General features: G+C 57.9%; 13 protein-coding genes. 11 read left to right on the top strand and 2 right to left on the bottom strand.

Annotation, left to right across the window (positions count from 1 at the left end; genetic code table 11):
• Window positions 1-76: 76 nt before the first annotated feature.
• From JQC75_RS15315 to JQC75_RS15285, 7 genes are all read left to right on the top strand, one after another.
• The gene (locus JQC75_RS15315) at window positions 77-1444 is read left to right on the top strand and encodes a Na(+)-translocating NADH-quinone reductase subunit A (RefSeq protein ID WP_203324898.1); all 1368 of its coding nucleotides are present in this window, start codon (window positions 77-79) and stop codon (window positions 1442-1444) included.
• Window positions 1444-2658: an NADH:ubiquinone reductase (Na(+)-transporting) subunit B gene (locus JQC75_RS15310; RefSeq protein ID WP_203324897.1), complete on the top strand. Its 1215-nt coding sequence runs from the start codon at window positions 1444-1446 to the stop codon at window positions 2656-2658. Before JQC75_RS15315 ends, JQC75_RS15310 begins: the two co-directional genes overlap by 1 nt.
• Window positions 2648-3412, top strand: coding sequence for a Na(+)-translocating NADH-quinone reductase subunit C (locus tag JQC75_RS15305; RefSeq protein ID WP_203324896.1), 765 nt, complete (start codon window positions 2648-2650; stop codon window positions 3410-3412). Before JQC75_RS15310 ends, JQC75_RS15305 begins: the two co-directional genes overlap by 11 nt.
• A gap of 1 nt (window position 3413) precedes the next feature.
• On the top strand, window positions 3414-4040 hold the full coding sequence (locus JQC75_RS15300; RefSeq protein ID WP_203324895.1) for an NADH:ubiquinone reductase (Na(+)-transporting) subunit D: 627 nt from the start codon (window positions 3414-3416) through the stop codon (window positions 4038-4040).
• Window positions 4041-4050: 10 nt separating this feature from the next.
• Entirely contained in the window at window positions 4051-4659 is a 609-nt protein-coding gene (gene nqrE, locus JQC75_RS15295) for an NADH:ubiquinone reductase (Na(+)-transporting) subunit E (protein ID WP_203324894.1), read from the top strand.
• Between the two features lie 13 nt (window positions 4660-4672).
• Window positions 4673-5890, top strand: a complete 1218-nt coding sequence (gene nqrF, locus JQC75_RS15290; protein ID WP_203324893.1) for an NADH:ubiquinone reductase (Na(+)-transporting) subunit F — start codon at window positions 4673-4675, stop codon at window positions 5888-5890.
• 114 nt (window positions 5891-6004) lie between these two features.
• Window positions 6005-6499 carry a GNAT family N-acetyltransferase gene (locus tag JQC75_RS15285; RefSeq protein WP_203324892.1) on the top strand — a complete coding sequence of 165 codons (495 nt, stop codon included), beginning with the start codon at window positions 6005-6007 and terminating at the stop codon, window positions 6497-6499.
• A gap of 4 nt (window positions 6500-6503) precedes the next feature.
• On the opposite strand, the gene thpR is transcribed toward JQC75_RS15285, so the two are convergent.
• Window positions 6504-7031 (bottom strand): RNA 2',3'-cyclic phosphodiesterase, encoded by a 528-nt coding sequence (thpR, locus tag JQC75_RS15280; RefSeq protein WP_203324891.1) that lies wholly within the window; start codon window positions 7029-7031, stop codon window positions 6504-6506.
• 224 nt (window positions 7032-7255) lie between these two features.
• Between thpR and JQC75_RS15275 the strand changes: the two genes are divergently transcribed.
• From JQC75_RS15275 to mrcB, 3 genes are all read left to right on the top strand, one after another.
• Window positions 7256-9448, top strand: coding sequence for a putative bifunctional diguanylate cyclase/phosphodiesterase (locus JQC75_RS15275; RefSeq protein WP_203324890.1), 2193 nt, complete (start codon window positions 7256-7258; stop codon window positions 9446-9448).
• Between the two features lie 84 nt (window positions 9449-9532).
• A complete protein-coding gene (gene hrpB / locus JQC75_RS15270) occupies window positions 9533-12043 on the top strand; it encodes an ATP-dependent helicase HrpB (protein WP_283165515.1) in 2511 nt (836 codons plus the stop codon).
• 12 nt (window positions 12044-12055) lie between these two features.
• A complete protein-coding gene (mrcB, locus tag JQC75_RS15265; RefSeq protein WP_203324889.1) occupies window positions 12056-14395 on the top strand; it encodes a penicillin-binding protein 1B in 2340 nt (779 codons plus the stop codon).
• A 74-nt stretch (window positions 14396-14469) separates the two neighbouring features.
• Here the strand turns inward: mrcB and JQC75_RS15260 are convergent, their stop codons facing one another.
• Window positions 14470-16143, bottom strand: a complete 1674-nt coding sequence (locus JQC75_RS15260) for a sensor domain-containing diguanylate cyclase (protein WP_203324888.1) — start codon at window positions 16141-16143, stop codon at window positions 14470-14472.
• Between the two features lie 159 nt (window positions 16144-16302).
• Between JQC75_RS15260 and JQC75_RS15255 the strand changes: the two genes are divergently transcribed.
• The gene (locus tag JQC75_RS15255; protein WP_203324887.1) at window positions 16303-16977 is read left to right on the top strand and encodes a nitroreductase family protein; all 675 of its coding nucleotides are present in this window, start codon (window positions 16303-16305) and stop codon (window positions 16975-16977) included.
• Window positions 16978-17072: the final 95 nt, after the last annotated feature.

The raw sequence follows: 17072 nt of genomic DNA, 5'->3' as shown, positions 1-17072 counted from the left end.
ATGTGGCTGACGGAATTTTGAGTCACATATGGGTACGATCGCTCGCAGTGTATTTTCCAAGAGAGCGACCGCAATCATGGCAGATTATTCCGAAGCGATAATCACAGTGAAAAAGGGCCTGGATGTGCCCATTGCCGGTGCGCCCAGGCAAGCGATAGACATCGCCGCCAAACCTTCCCAGTTGGCCTTGCTTGGCAAGGAGTATGTGGGGCTTAAGCCTTCCATGCTGGTGGAAGAGGGCGAACGGGTCATCAAGGGTCAGGCGCTGTTTGAAGACAAGAGCAACCCCGGAGTGCGTTTTACCGCGCCCTGTGCCGGAGTGGTCTCGGCCATCCATAGAGGCGAAAAACGCCTTCTGCTGTCGGTGGTTATCGATTGTGATGGCACCGACGAGGCTATCGACTTTGGCGCCGAGGTAAACCTTGCCGGGTTATCCCGTGAGCAGGTGCAGGACAAACTGCTGCAAAGTGGTCTGTGGACGGCACTTCGCACGCGGCCGTTTTCCCGCGCGCCCAAACCGGGCTCAGTGCCCGCAGGCTTGTTTGTCACGGCCGTGGACACCAATCCCCTCGCCGCCGATCCGCGGGTGATCATCAATACCGACGTGGATGCCTTCGCCGCCGGTATGCAGGTGCTTACTCACCTGACCGACGGGCCTGTGTTTCTGTGTCAGGACGGCAACCATGACCTGCTGCCGGGCGCCGAACTGCCGCGGGTGCAAACCCACAGGTTCCAGGGTGTGCACCCTGCCGGGTTGGTGGGCACTCACATTCATATGCTGATGCCTGTGAGTATGGAGCGTCAGGTATGGCACATTGGCTATCAGGATGTGATGGCGGTTGGCCGCCTCTTTACCACGGGACAGCTGGATAACCGCCGCATTGTGGCGCTTGGTGGCCCCAATGTGCTCAAGCCAAGGCTGATAGCCACCGTGCTGGGTGCCAAGGTCAGCGATATCGTCAAAGGCGAAATCAAGGACGAGGTGCATTCCCGGGTGGTATCCGGCTCTGTGCTCTCTGGCCACACCGCCGAAGGCGCGTTTGACTTCCTCGGCCGCTTCCACCCGCAAATTTCGGTTGTCACCGAAGACGACAGCGAGCACTTCCTGCCCTGGGTACGCCTGGGCCGGGACAAGTTCTCCATTACCCGCACCGTGCTGTCGCGCTTCCTGCCCCGGAAGCTCTACGACATGACTACCCACACCGGCGGCGCCAAGCGCGCCATGATGGCCTTTGGCCAGCTGGACAGGGTGATGCCACTGGACATTCTGCCCACACTGCTGGTGCGGGACCTGGTGGTGCGTGACACCGATGAGGCGCAGCTTTTGGGCGCACTGGAGCTGGATGAAGAAGATCTGGCCCTGTGCACCTTCGTCTGCCCCAGTAAGTACGATTTTGGCCAGGAGCTTCGCGCCTGCCTGACGATTATCGAGAGGGAAGGCTAATGAGCAAGCCCATGAAGAAACCCAGTGCCCAGGACGCCTACTACGCTCCCGGACACACGATTAAAGACTATTTCCGCTCGCTGTTTATCGGCCATGGTGCCAGCACCCAGGATACGGTGCACGTGCGCGACGCCATCGAGGTGAAGCGCACCATGACCCTGGTGGGCCTGTGTCTGCTGCCTGCCATCCTGTTTGGCATCTACAACACCGGCTTGCAGGCACAAATCGCCATTCTGGCGGGCAGCGCCTCACTGGATAATTGGCATCAGAGCTTTTACAGCGCCATCTTCGGTGGCCTGACTGAAAGCACAGGTGTGTTCGGGCTGATGGCTTACGGCCTGATTTACTACCTGCCCATTTATCTGGCGGCACTCATCACTACCATTTTCTGGGAAATGGTGTTTGCCCGTGCGCGGCGTCAGGAAATGCAGGAAGGCTTCTTTGTGACTGCCTTACTGTTCAGCCTGTGTTTGCCCGCCAATATCAGCCTGTGGCTGGTGGTGATGGGCATCAGCTTCGGCGTGGTGGTTGCCAAAGAGCTCTTCGGTGGCATGGGTTACAACTTCTTGAACCCCGCGCTGGCAGGTCTCGCCTTTATCTACTTTGCCTACCCAAGCGAAGTCACTACCTCTGCACAGCTGGTGGCAGTGGATGGCTACAGTTCGGCCACTACCCTGACTCAGGTGGCAGCCAACAAGATGAAGTTTGCCGAGTACCCCTGGTATCAGGCCTTTAACGATACCGCCTGGTGGGATGCTTTCCTCGGCTTCGAAGTAGGCGCCATTGGTGAAACCTCCACCCTGGCCATTCTGGCCGGTGGCCTGCTGCTTATCCTCACCCGTCTCGCCGACTGGCGCATTGTGGTAGGCGTGCTGCTGGGCATGATTGCCACCTCGCTGCTGTTCAATGTGGTTGGTGATGGTAAAAACGCCATGGCGGCCATGCCCTGGACCTGGCATCTGGTGACCGGCGGTTTTGCGCTGGGGATGATGTTTATGGCCACCGACCCTGTGACCACTGCCTACACCCGCCCCGGCAAGCTGATGTTCGGCATCCTGGTGGGCGCCATGACCATCCTTATCCGCGTGGCCAACGTCAAGCAGCCCGAGGGCATTATGCTGGCGATCCTGTTCGCTAACCTGTGGGCGCCGGTGTTGGATTCGCTGGTGGCAAGATTCAATATCAAACGGAGGCTGAAGCGCAATGGCCTTTAACAAAGACAGTGTTCTCGGCACCATGACCTTCACGGTCGTCCTGTGCCTGGTGTGCTCCTTTATGATCACCGGCACCGCCGATGTGCTCAAGGAGCGCAAGTTGGTGAAAAAGCGCAACGAGTTGATGCAAAACGTGCTGATTGCCGCCGACATCAAGGATGTCAGCGATGTGCAAGCCACCTTCCAGGCGCGGGTGCGTCCTGTGATGGTGAATCTGGCCACCGGCGAGATGCATGATCGCGACAACATCCTCGACTATGACGAGCGCATGGCGGCCATCAACCCGGATACCTCCAGCAAGATTGCCAAAGACACAGCACGCATCAAGACCCGCGCCAATGAAATCCGCATCTTCAAAGTGCTGGACGATAAGGGCGAGCTGCAGGCGCTGGTGCTGCCGGTGTACGGCAAGGGCCTGTGGTCGATTATCTACGGTTTTGTGGGCGTACAGGCCGACTTCAACACCATCACGGGGGCTGTGTTCTACGAGCACGGTGAAACCCCGGGTATCGGCGACTTCATCAATCACGACGACTGGCTCGCCAAGTGGCAGGGCAAGCAAATCTTCAACGCCAAGGGCGATGTGGCCTTCAAGATTGTGAAGGGCGAAGCCAAGGCCGGTGACAAGAGCGCAGTGGATGGTGTGAGCGGTGCTACCCGCACAGGTGCGGGTGTGGCCAAGGCGGTGCAATTCTGGTTCGGTCCAGAAGGCTTTGAAGCCGTTCTGGGCAAACTGAAAGCGGCGGGGGTGTGAGATGAGCGCTGTATTATCCAATCGTGAACTCCTGATGCGCCCGGTGTTTGCCAATAACCCGGTGGCCATGCAGGTGCTGGGGGTCTGTTCGGCCCTGGCGGTGAGTAATTCCATGCAAACCGCGCTGGTGATGACACTGGCCGTGACCTTTGTGTTGGTGTGCTCCAACTTCTTTATCTCGCTTATTCGCGCCTTTATCCCCAACAGCGTGCGTATCATCGCCCAGATGACCATTATCGCCTCGCTGGTGATTGTGGTGGATATGGTGCTTCAGGACGTGGCGCCGGACCTATCCAAGCAGCTGTCGGTGTTTGTGAGTCTGATTATCACCAACTGTATCGTGATGGGCCGTGCCGAAGCCTTTGCCATGAAGGCGCCACCACACCTGTCGGTGATGGATGCCATCGGCAATGCCGCCGGTTACGGTTTTATCCTGATGAGTGTGGCCTTTGTACGTGAGCTTTTGGGCTCAGGCACCCTGTTTGGTCACAGCATGCTGAAGACCATAGAGCAGGGCGGCTGGTATCTGCCCAACGAGATGTTCAAGCTGCCCCCAAGCGCCTTCTTCCTGATAGGCGTCATCATCTGGGTGGTTAACATAGCCCAGCGCAAGCGCGCCAAGGCCTGAGGATAACGTCATGGAACACTACATTAATCTGTTTATCCAGGCGTCATTTATCGACAACATGGCGCTGTCTTTCTTCCTGGGCATGTGTACCTTCCTCGCGGTGTCGAAGAAGGTGTCCACTTCCTTCGGTCTTGGTATCGCCGTGATTGTGGTGATGGTGCTGGCGGTGCCGCTCAATCAGCTGATTTACGTCGCCGTGCTCAAGCCGGGCGCCCTGGCGTGGGCCGGGTTTCCTGAGCTGGATTTGTCCTACCTGCAGCTCATCACCTTTATCGGGGTGATTGCGGCGCTGGTGCAAATTCTGGAAATGGTGCTCGACCGCTTTATGCCGGTGCTGTACCAAACGCTCGGGATCTTCCTGCCGCTTTTGACCGTTAACTGCGCCATCTTCGCCGGGGTGATTTTTATGGCCAACCGCGACTATACCCTGACCGAGTCAGCGGTGTTTGCCGCCGGTGCCGGTACCGGCTGGGCGGTGGCCATTGTGCTCTTGGCCGGCATCCGTGAGCGGCTTAAGTTCAATGCCATCCCCGAGGGGCTGCAGGGCATTGGTATCACCTTTATCACCACTGGGCTGATGGCGCTGGGCTTTATGTCCTTTGCCGGTATCAGCCTGTAACGGAGGAACATCCATGGAAATGACGATTGGAATGGGCATGTTCACCGTGGTGGTGTGCATCCTGGTGGCGGTCATTTTGATTGCCCGCAGCAAGTTGGTGGCAAGCGGCGATGTGCAGCTTCGCATCAACGACGACAGCGACAAGAGCGTGGCCGTGCCTGCCGGTGGCAAGCTTTTGGGCGCCCTGGCCGGTAAAAACATCTTCGTGCCGTCTGCCTGCGGTGGCGGCGGTACCTGCGGCCAGTGCCGGGTAAAGGTGAAATCCGGTGGCGGCGATATTCTGCCCACGGAGCTTGACCATATCACCAAGAAAGAAGCCAAAGAGGGTTGCCGTCTGGCCTGTCAGGTGGCGGTGAAATCCGATATGGATCTGGAGCTTGATGAAGAGATCTTCGGGGTGAAGAAGTGGGAGTGTGAGGTGATTTCCAATCGCTCCACCGCCACCTACATCAAGGAGCTGCTGCTCAAGGTGCCCGAAGGCGAAGAGGTGGACTTCAAGGCCGGTGGTTACATTCAGATTGAAGCCCCAGCCCACGAAGTGCATTACAAAGATTTTGATATTCCAGACATCTTCCGCGACGACTGGGAAAAATATGGCCTGTTCAATCTGGTATCCAGGGTGGATACCGAGGTGATGCGCGCCTACTCCATGGCCAACTATCCCGAAGAAAAGGGCCGCATCATGCTGAACGTGCGTATTGCCACGCCGCCAAGCCCTGAGCTGCCACCGGGACAGATGTCATCTTTCATCTTTAACTTAAAGCCCGGCGACAAGGTGACCATTTCCGGTCCCTTCGGTGAGTTCTTCGTGAAAGAGACAGATGCAGAGATGGTGTTTATCGGTGGTGGTGCCGGTATGGCGCCGATGCGAAGCCATATCTTCGACCAGCTCAAGCGGGTGAAAACGTCGCGCAAGATGAGCTTCTGGTATGGCGCCCGCTCCCTGCGCGAGGTGTTCTATCAGGAAGACTTCGATGGTCTGGCGGCCGAGAACCCCAACTTCGAGTGGCATATCGCCCTGTCTGACCCGCTGCCGGAAGATAACTGGACCGGTTACACCGGCTACATTCATAACGTGCTGTATGAGAACTACTTAAAGCAGCATAAGGCGCCGGAAGATTGCGAGTTTTACATGTGTGGCCCACCCATCATGAACAGCTCTGTGATAGCCATGCTGGAAGGCATGGGCGTTGAGCGCGACAACATACTGCTGGATGACTTTGGTGGCTGACATCAAGGCGTAAATCCTCTACCAATCCCCACCGGCCGGTGGGGATTTTTTTACGTTTTTTCAAGCGATTGACCATGATATGTTAGTGAGAAACCGGCCAGGGCAGGAGTGGCAATGGAGCTTTGTAAGGCGACGGCAGAGGATGCACAGGCGATATGGGATTTACGCAACAGTGCCATTCTTGCGGGTTGCAAGGGTTTTTACGACGGTAAGAGTCTCGCACGCTGGACCGAAGGTGAGCTGACGGAAAGCTTTACTGCTGTGGTGGCGCGGGACTTTTATGTGATGAAAGACGGGCAAAGGGTGGTGGGCAGCATCATGCTGGACTTAACTCATCCCGGGCTTAAGCGCGGCGAAGGCCAGCTTGAGGCGGTGTTCGTCGACCCTGACATGATGGGACGTGGCATTGGCAAGCGGCTGATGACCTTTATTGAACAAATGGCCTTGTCACGGGGGATTGCCCGTTTACGGCTGGCGTCTACGCTCAATGCCGTGCCTTTTTATCGTGCCTGCGGCTACGGAGAAGAAACACCCTCGCTCTACCACAGCCCCCGGGGATTTACCCTGGACTGCTGCCTGATGTACAAGAACCTGACCGCCCGGCCCTGATGGTTCAAGCCCGGCCGAGGGGCCAGGATTTTAGCACCTCGTAGCGGACGCCGGCTGGGCCGCTGTTGGAGCGGTAAAGCTGCAGGGTTTGGGGGCGCAGTATCACAGGCTCGGGTTGCCACTCTGGCATTCGATAATGTTTGGCTTTGCGAAACAGCGTGATGTGGGGGTTAAAGCTGTGTTCGCTTTGATGTAGTCCCAGGGTTTGGCAAAGGGATTGGCATTCATGGTAAAGGTCAATCAGGCCGGGATCCCTGGCCTCGCCACACAGGCACAGCACTCCGGCGCCGCGCCAGTGCACCAGGGTGTCGAGCCGCTGCTCGAATATCGGCAGGGACACTGTGGTCAGCGCCGTTTCCAGGGCATGGCGCTGTGCTTGGCTGGTTGGCCCCAAAAAGGCCAGGGTCATATGCAGGTTGGCTTTTGCCACGGCTTTTCCGGGCTCGCCGAGGCGTTTTTGCAGCTTGAGCATGGACTCGCACTCCTGGTCAGAAAGTGCGAATCCTAAAAAGAGTCTTTGTAAATCAGACATAAGGTCTTACCTTAGGAGAAGTGCAAATACGTCATTGCACCGCTGAGGTGCCGATAGCGACGGCCATTCACAAATGCTGGGCCATGCATCCAGAGGTTGCAGGTTCACGCTGAGTCAGCGCGGGACTTATTCGCACCTTTTTCAGTCCAAGTTAGTAGTCAAAACCTTGCCTATACTCTTGGTTAAATGCAAGTAACAGCTCTTCCGGGAAGGAAAGCGGAATTATGTCATTGCCTGAGTTAAACCCGCTGCATGCTGCGCTGGCAGGGATATTCACGGATGTCCCGCTGGTCACGCTGGAACAGAACGTCGACCGTGCGCTGCAAACCATGACAGCGCAGCTCGACTGTGATGGCGTGTTTGTGCTCTCTGCATCTACCCGTCAACCGGGTGTCGCCCCCCGCAATATCTATCTCAAACCCAGCGCTGTGCCCAACAATCAGGTGCGCCACTGGCCGCTGGCGCGTATGCCTTATTTCAGGCGCTTAATGCGCCACCCCAGGCTGCTTAATGTTCCCGACATCGCCAGGCTGCCCTCCGAGGCCGCCGAAGAAAAACGTTTTTTACGGGAGTGGCGGGTAAAGAGCCTGTTGGTGCTTACGCCGGTTCATTTTGGCGAAACCCAGATTGCCCTGGGGGCGGTTAACTGCGAGCGTGCCCGCGACTGGTCACAGGCCTTTATGGATGAGCTTGGCATAGCGGCAACCCTTATCTGTGCCGTGATGGAGCTGACCCGCATCGCTCAGGCACTTACCGTGAGTGAGCGCCGTTATCAGGAGCTGTTTAATCAGTTGCCACTGGCCTGCGGGCTGGTGGATAGACGTAACAGGGTGAAGCTGTTAAACAGCATTGCCCGCCAGAATTTGCCCGTGAGTGATGGTCAGGACCTGCTGGCCCTGGTGCGCCCCGAAGAGGAACCCATGTTGCAGGACACCTTGCAGGTGGTGCGCGATGGGGTACTGAGGCAGGCCTGGTGTGAGATTTCCATTAAGGGACAGCTGCTCAATCTGCAATGGATAAAACTGAGTTTCAGCCCCATGTCCGACGACCCCGGCACCCTGCTGATGCTGGCAGAAGACGTGAGTGAGCGCCACCGGCTTGCCGACGAACTCTCATTCCATGCCAATTACGATACCCTGACAGGCCTGCCAAACCGCTCCCATTTCGAGGCCGTCCTGGACAAACTCCTGCAGCAGGCACCGGAAGAGCCCATCTGTGTGGCCTTTCTCGATCTGGACCAGTTTCAGGTGATTAACAATGTCAGTGGCCATCAGGCCGGTGACAAGCTGCTCTGTCAGGTGGCACTCAGGCTCAAGCAGCTGGTGCGTAAAGGGGACACTGTGGCCCGCCTCGGCGGCGATGAATTTGCCATCCTGATGCACTACTGCAACGAGGATACCGCCAAAGTCATTGCCCAGCGTATTTGTACCCAGTTGTTTGAACACGAGTTTTATTGGGAGCACAGGCGACACAATGTGTCTGTCTCCATGGGGATAGCTCCCTTCGATGCCGAGGTCAGCGATATCTATGTGCTGATGAGCCGTGCCGATGCGGCCTGCCGGCTCGCCAAGGAACAGGGGCGCAATGGCTGGCATATCTATTGTGCCAGTGACCCCAAAATGAACCGGCTTTACAGTGAGATGACCGCCTCGGTAGACATCATAGATGCCCTGTCGCAAAACCAGTTTCAGCTTTACTATCAAGTTATTGAGCCGCTTTTGGACAAGCAGGCCGGTATTCATATGGAAATACTGCTTCGCCTGGAGCGCCCCGATGGCAAGATGCTGTCGCCGGCGATTTTTTTACCCGCCGCCGAGCGTTACAGTCTCGCCTCCCGGGTGGACCGTTGGGTGATAGACAACTTGCTGCGCTGGGGTGGTAACCATCTGGAACTCTGGCAGGAACTGGACATGGTATCAGTTAACCTGTCGGCCAATTCCCTCGGCGATCAGGAGTTTATGGAATGGCTCGAGATACGGCTGATGGCTGAGCCTGAGCTTGTGAGTAAATTGTGTTTTGAAATCACCGAAACTGCCGCAGTCAGCCAGCTTGAACAGGCGCAGGCCCTGATTGAGTTATTGCGGCCTCTGGGCTGTAAACTGGCGCTGGATGACTTTGGCTCGGGCTTTTCAAGCTTTGCGTACCTGAAGCTGCTGGATGTGGACTTTGTCAAAATTGATGGTCAATTCGTGGTGAACCTCTGTGACAACAAGTCCGATCAGGCCATCGTCAACGCCATCTGTCAGCTGGGCCGGGACATGAACTTTGATGTGATAGCCGAGTTTGTGGAATCCGAGGCGGTGGGGCTGCGCCTGCGTGAGCTGGAAGTGGATTATGCCCAGGGCTATGCCATCGGCAAGCCAGCCCCCCTTGATAACCTCAGCAGCGGCAAACGTGTCCCCTGGCTGACTGACTGACGGAAACGTCTCTCTGCCCCGACTGCACTTGTGGGCCCCTTTCCTGTACAATGGCCGCCACTGTTTTCACCCGCCGGAATCCCCTTGAACGCTCTGCCTGTCTGCGACCTTTTTGACGAGCTGAAATGTGCGCTCGCCTTGCATCAGCAAATGATCCTTGAAGCCCCTACCGGTGCCGGTAAGTCCACGGCGCTGCCGCTGGCGCTGCTGGATTGGCCAGAGATCTCCGGTCGCATCATCATGCTTGAGCCTCGCCGGGTAGCGGCCCGCAGCGTGGCGCGCTTTATTGCCAAACAGCGTGGCTGCCAACTGGGTGCGGAGGTCGGCTATCGGGTGCGCGGCGACAGCAAGGTCTCCAAAGAGACCCGGCTCGAAGTGGTCACCGAAGGCATTTTGACCCGGATGATCCAGGACGATCCCGAACTCGATGGGGTAGGCCTCATCATTTTCGATGAAATCCACGAGCGGCACCTGAGCACCGACCTTGGTCTGGCGCTGGCCCTTGAGGTGCAGGCTGGCCTTCGGGATGATCTTAAAATACTGGCCATGTCAGCGACCTTAAGCGGCATGCCGCTGCAAGCCCTGATGCCGGAAGCGGCGCTGCTCAGGAGTGAAGGCCGCAGTTTTCCGGTGGCTGTGGAATATGCCACTGTGCCCTCGGGCGCCGATTGGCAGGCGCACATGGGCAAAACCCTGATGGAGCTTGTCACGGAAAAACGCGCGCTGCCCCAGGGCGTTACGCCGGGGACTGTGCTGGCATTCTTGCCGGGCAAGGCCGAGATCGAGCGGCTGACAACGTTTCTGGCCGAGCGCCTCAGCGAGTCTGAATTTGCCATCTGCCCACTTTACGGTGAGCTTGATGCCAACGCCCAGGACAGGGCCCTCAGTGCCGATCCCCATGGCCGCCGCAAACTGGTGCTGGCCACCAATGTGGCCGAGTCCAGCCTGACCATAGACGGGGTGACTCTGGTGGTGGACTGCGGCTTTGTCCGACAGGCCAGTTTCAATCCCCGCACCGGCGTTACCCGCCTGGGGCTTAAACGCATCAGTCAGGCCTCTGCCATTCAGCGCGCCGGCCGGGCCGGACGACTGGCGCCGGGGCTGTGTATCCGGCTCTGGAGTCAGGATGAGTTTGACCGGCAGATGAAGGCCGAAGAACCTGAAATCTTACGCAGCGAATTGGTGTCGCTGGCCCAGGAAGCCGCTGTGTGGGGCGCGCGGGATTTCGCCTCGCTCAAGCTGCTGTCCCAACCACCCAAAGTGAACGAATCCCTCGCCTGGGCGCTGCTCAAAGACCTGGAACTGGTGGACGACAGCCACAGGCTCACCGCCCTTGGCCGGGATGCCCATCGTCTGGGTTGCCATCCCCGTCTGGGGCATATGCTGCTGAAAGCCAAGGCGCTCGGTGAGGCTGAAAACGACACTGCGCTGGCGCCATTGGCATGTTTGTTGGCGGCCATTCTGGAAGGCCGTGGATTGCCGCGCAGGGGCTGTGACATCAGCCATTACCTGATGTGGGCAACGTCGGGTCAGGCCGGTCAGCAGGCCAAACAGTGGTCGGCAAAACTCGGCATCAAGGCTGATTTTGCGGCGGTGGCCAAAGCCGCTCATCCACGGGATTGCGGCCTGCTGTTGGCGCTGGCGTATCCTGACCGCATCGCCATGGCCCGCGGCAAGGATGGCTTTGTGCTGGCCAATGGTACCGGCATTACCGTGGATGAGAGCGACGCCATGGCGCTGGAGCCCATGTTGGTGGCGGCAGATTTTGGTGAAATCGAAGGCCGCAGCGCGGGGCGTCTGTGGCTGGGGGCGCCCCTGGATGCGCGCCTCTTTGATGGTCCACTGGCCTTTTTGCAAAGTGAGCGCGAGGTCAGTGGGTTTGATGAGGGCCGAGGCCGCTTTGTGGCCGAAAAACAGCGGGTGGTGGGCAGTCTGGTGCTGGGGCGCGAGAGCGTGAGTCAGGTACCCGCGGCCCTCAAAGCCAGCGCCTGGATGGCCCGTATTCGCCAAAAAGGCATTGGCTGTCTTGGGTTTGATGAGGATGCCATGCAGCTAAGATGCAGGGTCTCGCTGGCGGCCAGTCTGCTTGGGGGCGACTGGCCCGCCATGGACGATGAGGCGCTGCTCGATGGCCTCGAAGACTGGCTTGGGCCTTATCTTGGCAACATCAACAGCCTGAATGAGTTCAACAAGCTGGATGCCGGGCGACTGCTGCGCGACAGCCTCGACTGGCAGCTGCGCAGAACCCTCGACGAAGCCCTGCCGACCCATTACCCTATGGCAACCGGCACCCAGGCGCCCATTCGCTACGAAGCCGATGGCCGCGCCATGCTCAGGGTGCGATTGCAGGAGGCCTATGGCATGGCGGCAACGCCATTATTGGCTGGCGGACGGCTTAAGCTCACCATGGAGCTTCTGTCTCCGGCACAGCGCCCCCTGGCGTTGACGGCGGATCTGGCCAGTTTCTGGCAAGGCCCTTACCAGGAAGTGAAAAAGGAAATGCGGGGCCGTTATCCCAAACATTTGTGGCCGGACTACCCGGCGAGCACCTTACCGACCAAATTTACCAAGAAAAAGACCTTGGGCCAGGCCTGAGGCAGAGAAAGTATGACTGCAGATAAACGGAATTCAGGCAAAAGGGCGCCCGCCAAGGGCGCGTCGGCAAAGACCAGAACGTCAGCCAGGGCGCGTAATAAGCCCGGTATCCTTTGGCGTATTTGGTCATTCCTGTGGAAGCTGACCCTGGTAATACTGGTACTTTGTGCCGCCTATGGTATTTATCTCGACCAGCAAATTGCCCGCAAATTTGAAGGGCAGAAGTGGCACCTGCCGGCGCAGATTTACAGCCGCTCCATGGCACTCTATCCGGGCGCGGCCGTGAGCCATCATCAGCTCCTGGCCGAACTCCAGTTGCTGGGATACCGCAAGGTGGCCAACCCCCGTCAGGTGGGAGAGTTTTCAGCCTCCGCGACCCGTATTGATTTGTGGCGCCGACCCTTCCTGCATCCCCTGGGCAGCCAGGATGCGGCACGTGTGATGATTACCTTTGATTCCCAGGGGGTTTCAACGGTTTCACGCCATGGCGATAAACGCGAGCTGGCGGTGTTTCACCTCGAACCCATGCTGCTGGACCGCCTGATTGCCGACGATGGCGAAGACAGGTTGTTTGTACCGCGCAAGGAAGTGCCTGACACCATGGTCGAAGCGCTCCTCCTGGTGGAAGACCGCAGCTTTTACGAGCATCACGGGGTGAACCCCTTCGCCATTTTGCGTGCCGCCTTTGTCAACATCAGCGCCGGGCGCACAGTGCAGGGGGGCTCGACCCTGACCCAGCAGCTGGCGAAAAACTTCTTCCTCTCCAGCGAGCGCTCCCTTATCCGGAAGATCCGCGAAGCCCTGATGGCCATCATCATCGACTTCCGCTACAGCAAGGATGAGATCCTCGAGGCATACCTCAACGAAGTGTACATGGGGCAGGACAAGTCCCGTGGGGTACACGGTATGGGGCTGGCATCGCAGTTTTACTTTGGTCGTCCGCTCACCGAGCTTACCACCGCCCAGCAGGCCTTTTTGATCGCAGTCATTAAGGGGCCTTCCTACTACAACCCCTGGCGTTATCCGGCCCGGGCGCAGGAGCGGCGCGATTTGGTGCTCAGACTCTTGATGGAGTCGGGCAAAATCAGTGTTAACGACTTCCAGATTGCGGCGGAATCGCCCTTGGGTTTAAGACCCGAAGGCCGCCCTGTGCATCAAAAGATGCCGGCGTTCTATGCTCAGGTGAAAAAGGAGCTGGCGCTGCGTTGGGGGGACAGCCTGCTCAATGAGTCGGGCATCAAGGTGTACACCACCCTCGACCCCATAGCTCAGGAAGCCGCCGAGAAGGCCGTGAAAGACGTGATGGCCCGTATCGGCAAAGACACCAGGGAGCTGCAGGCAGCCATGGTGGTGACCGACAAGTTTGGCGGTGGCATTGCGGCCATGGTGGGCGACAGAAACCCCAGCTTTGAAGGCTACAACCGGGTTGCCGAAATGCGCCGTCCCATTGGCTCGCTGGTTAAGCCCTTCGTGTACCTCACGGCCCTTGAAGACAGCAACTACAACCTGATGACGCCCTTGAAGGACGAGCCCTTAACCGTGACCAACAAGCATGGCCAGAGCTGGTCACCCATGAACTACGACAAGACGTTCAGTGGTCAGGTGCCTTTGATGCGCGCCATGTACAAGTCGCTCAACGTGCCCACGGTAAACCTGGGTCTGGCAGTGGGGGTGGATGCGGTAATTAACACCCTCGACGACGCCGGTTGGCGAGGTGAGGCGATAAACCCCTATCCGTCGATGCTGCTCGGTGCCGTGGATGGTTCACCGCTGATGGTGGCGCAGATTTACCAGACCCTGGCGGATAATGGCCGTTATCGTCAGCTGTCCAGCGTGACCGATGTGCTGGATATGAATAACGAAGCCATACTGGCAAGTCGTTTGCCCTCGGAGCAATCCCTTGAGCCGGCGGCGGCCTATCTTGCCCAGTACGCAATGACGCGGGTGGTGTCGGAGGGCACAGGGGCTCGCCTTGGTCGCGCCTTCCCCAACGTGACCCTGGCCGGTAAGACGGGCACCAGTAACGACAGCCGCGATTCCTGGTTTGCCGGTTTTGATGAGCGGAACGTGGCCGCAATATGGGTGGGCCGCGACGATAACGGCAAGACCAAGCTGGTGGGCGCCAGCGGCGCCATGGCCATTTATCAGGCCTTTTTGGAGGCCCGTCCTCCAGTGGCACTGAGGATGGCGCCGCCAGGCGATGTGGTGCAGGGTTATTTTGATTTGCAGGGCAATGCGCTGGAGAAAGGCTGCCCGGGAGCGGTGGCACTGCCTGCCAAAGCGGGCAGCTGGAAGCCGGCGCAAAATTGCGGCAAGCCCTTGTCCTGGTGGCAAAAAATCATCGGTGGCTAAGCCTGGATAGGCTATCTGAGACTGACTAAAAAGCCCGGCATCGCCGGGCTTTTTGTTTATCAGGATACATGGACTCAGGCGAGTTTAACCCGGTTACCCCCGGCCTCTTTGGCCTGATACATGGCCTCGTCGGCGCGCCTCAGAATATCTTCATGGCGGCTGTGTCCTTCATCCAGACACACCCCCAAACTGGCGGTGACCTTAAGCTTGTTGGCCGGCGCCGGGAAACAGAGGCTTTCGATATTGTGGCGGATACGTTCGGCAATGGTGCCCGCTTCCTCTTCGCTGGCAGAGGACAGCAGGACCACAAACTCCTCGCCGCCCCAGCGGCCACACTGGTCGCGGTTGCGTATCGAGTAGCGTATGACCCGGGCGATATCGGTCAGCACCTTGTCACCCACCTCATGGCCCAGGGTATCGTTGATGGATTTGAACCTGTCTATGTCTATCATGATAAGCGCCCGGCAGCGACGCTGGCTGTCGAGGTGCCACAGTTGCTGTAACTGTTCGTTGAAGGCGCGGCGGTTGGCGATGCCGGTAAGAGGGTCCGTGGCCGCCAACTGCTGGGCGATGACGCGCTCCTGCTCTGATTGGCGGAACTGAGCCGCCAGTGCCAGTGCCAGTAACATGGCGTCGATAAACATGCCTATTTCAGCTGCCCGGTAAGTCCACTGGTTAAAGTTGATATAGCCCTCAACCGCCAGACCTGTGGTACAGCTGCCTACCATGGTCGACAGGGACGCCAGTAAAAAGAGCTTGGCGGTTGGCAGCCCGTGGGACCAGGCGAGCATGCCCAAAAGGGGCATCAGCAGGGTAAAGATGTACACAAAATCGAAGGCGAAGATGAGTCCAAGCTCCCGATCGTCGGTGGCAATGGCCACGCCCTGAGCGGCCATCATCACCACAGCCAATCCGAGCACTATGTAGCTCAAATGGGGGCGCAGCTTGTCGATGCCCAAAAACCGCAGCGCAAACATGAGCCCGGACACACAGTAAAGCGTCATCAACATGGGGTGTGACCATTGGCGCCAATGGGACAGCCCGGGCCAGAACCAAAACTGGCCATGGCCGGTATAGCTCAGGTTGAGCAGGATAAAACTGAATAAAAACAGGGAATAATAAAAGTAGCTGCGTCTGCCTATGCCCAGAAAGAGGATAAAGTTATACCCCAGCAACGCAAAAAGGCCGCCATAGAGAAATCCATAGCTGAGCAGTTCTATGTGGTTACGTTGCTGGGCTTCTTGTGGGCTTGTCAGGTAGACGGGGATTAATCTGGGATCGGGGCCTGCCACCCTGAGCAGCAGCAGGTGATTGCCCTTTGGCAGTTGCAGAGGCTGCTGCATAAACCGGCTGCCCCGGGGGCTGTCAGTCAGATCGCCACCGTACCACCTCTGGATGCCATCCTTTTGGTCAAATAAATACAGGGCGACGTCATCCTGCCAGGCATTGGCGAGCTCGAAAATAAGCTGAACGTCGTCATCGGAGGGATTTTGCAGTGTCAACGCCAGCCACAGCGGCGGGGCGCCTATGCCCAGACTGGGGATCTTCTTGCCGTGTGGTGCAAATCGACCTTGCTCGAAGGCGGCTTTGGCATCATAGGGGCTGAGGGGCTGCCCGGATTCAATAAAATACATCCACTCCCGGGACAATGGGTCCCCGGGCAACTCATCCGTGGAGAGTGGCTGGGCGTGGGCAAACAGAGAAAACAGCACCAGCGCCAACAACTCCAGCGCTTGCCTCAAACTCATCTATTCGCCTTGGGTGGTGACATCAGGTTAATGATAGTAATGATTTCTAGGTAGTTTGTATAATTTTACCTGCCCATGTTCGGTAAATGTTTTGCTGTTACTGCCCAGGCTTCCTGCTAAGGTGGATTGTTGAAAAATATGGCAACAGGAGCCTGGCCCATGACGGAACTGCATCATCCCCTGAATGATTTTATTGAATACCCACCCGAAGAGATGCGCCGCCGCGCACAGGCAAATTTAACCGAGCTTCGCCGACGTCATTCCATTCGCATGTTTTCAGACCGGCCGGTGGCCAAAGAGATTATTGAGCAATGCATACTGGCGGCGGCCTCGGCGCCAAGCGGTGCCAATCATCAGCCGTGGCATTTTGTGGCCATTTCCAGCCCCGAGGTGAAGGCCGCCATTCGCCGCGAGGCCGAGGCGCTGGAGCAGAGTTTTTATCAGGGACGGGCGGGGGAGGAGTGGCTGGATGCCCTGAAACCCCTGGGTACCAATGCCAATAAGGCCTACCTGGAGCGCGCCCCCTGGTTGATTGTGGTGTTCAGCCAAAAGCGCGGCGGCGTGGAGGAGGGCGATAACAAGACAAACTACTATGTCCATGAATCTGTAGGTATTGCTACCGGATTTTTGATTCAGGCACTGCACCATGCGGGTCTTGGCACCCTGACCCATACCCCCAAACCCATGAGCTTTCTGAGCAAAATTTGTGGTCGTGACAACGACGTGGACCGGCCCTATATGCTGATTGTGGCCGGGTATCCCGATAAAGACGCCACAGTCCCCGACCATGCCCTGAAAAAGAAATCCCTGGAGCAGGTGGCTTCGTTCCTGTAGCGGCAGTATGTCGATTGATTATTGATTGATGTGGGGATGGGGCTGTCGTCACAGGCCCGTTGCCGGATAGAACCTGTAACGCTAGGCTGTAGCCA

The sequence above is a fragment of the Shewanella litorisediminis genome (assembly GCF_016834455.1).
In the GTDB taxonomy this organism is placed as follows: domain Bacteria; phylum Pseudomonadota; class Gammaproteobacteria; order Enterobacterales; family Shewanellaceae; genus Shewanella; species Shewanella litorisediminis.
The sequence above is the reverse complement of the archived record's forward strand: the minus strand, read 5'-3'. Positions and strand labels throughout refer to the sequence as shown.

What these genes read in the sequence shown, in the direction of transcription:
- nqrE (WP_203324894.1), top strand. Translation starts at nt 4,051, where the DNA reads ATGGAACACTACATTAATCTGTTTATCCAGGCGTCATTTATCGACAAC.
- JQC75_RS15285 (WP_203324892.1), top strand. Translation starts at nt 6,005, where the DNA reads ATGGAGCTTTGTAAGGCGACGGCAGAGGATGCACAGGCGATATGGGAT.
- JQC75_RS15300 (WP_203324895.1), top strand. Translation starts at nt 3,414, where the DNA reads ATGAGCGCTGTATTATCCAATCGTGAACTCCTGATGCGCCCGGTGTTT.
- mrcB (WP_203324889.1), top strand. Translation starts at nt 12,056, where the DNA reads ATGACTGCAGATAAACGGAATTCAGGCAAAAGGGCGCCCGCCAAGGGC.
- JQC75_RS15310 (WP_203324897.1), top strand. Translation starts at nt 1,444, where the DNA reads ATGAGCAAGCCCATGAAGAAACCCAGTGCCCAGGACGCCTACTACGCT.
- JQC75_RS15315 (WP_203324898.1), top strand. Translation starts at nt 77, where the DNA reads ATGGCAGATTATTCCGAAGCGATAATCACAGTGAAAAAGGGCCTGGAT.
- thpR (WP_203324891.1), bottom strand. Translation starts at nt 7,031, where the DNA reads ATGTCTGATTTACAAAGACTCTTTTTAGGATTCGCACTTTCTGACCAG.
- JQC75_RS15260 (WP_203324888.1), bottom strand. Translation starts at nt 16,143, where the DNA reads ATGAGTTTGAGGCAAGCGCTGGAGTTGTTGGCGCTGGTGCTGTTTTCT.
- JQC75_RS15305 (WP_203324896.1), top strand. Translation starts at nt 2,648, where the DNA reads ATGGCCTTTAACAAAGACAGTGTTCTCGGCACCATGACCTTCACGGTC.
- JQC75_RS15275 (WP_203324890.1), top strand. Translation starts at nt 7,256, where the DNA reads ATGTCATTGCCTGAGTTAAACCCGCTGCATGCTGCGCTGGCAGGGATA.
- nqrF (WP_203324893.1), top strand. Translation starts at nt 4,673, where the DNA reads ATGGAAATGACGATTGGAATGGGCATGTTCACCGTGGTGGTGTGCATC.
- JQC75_RS15255 (WP_203324887.1), top strand. Translation starts at nt 16,303, where the DNA reads ATGACGGAACTGCATCATCCCCTGAATGATTTTATTGAATACCCACCC.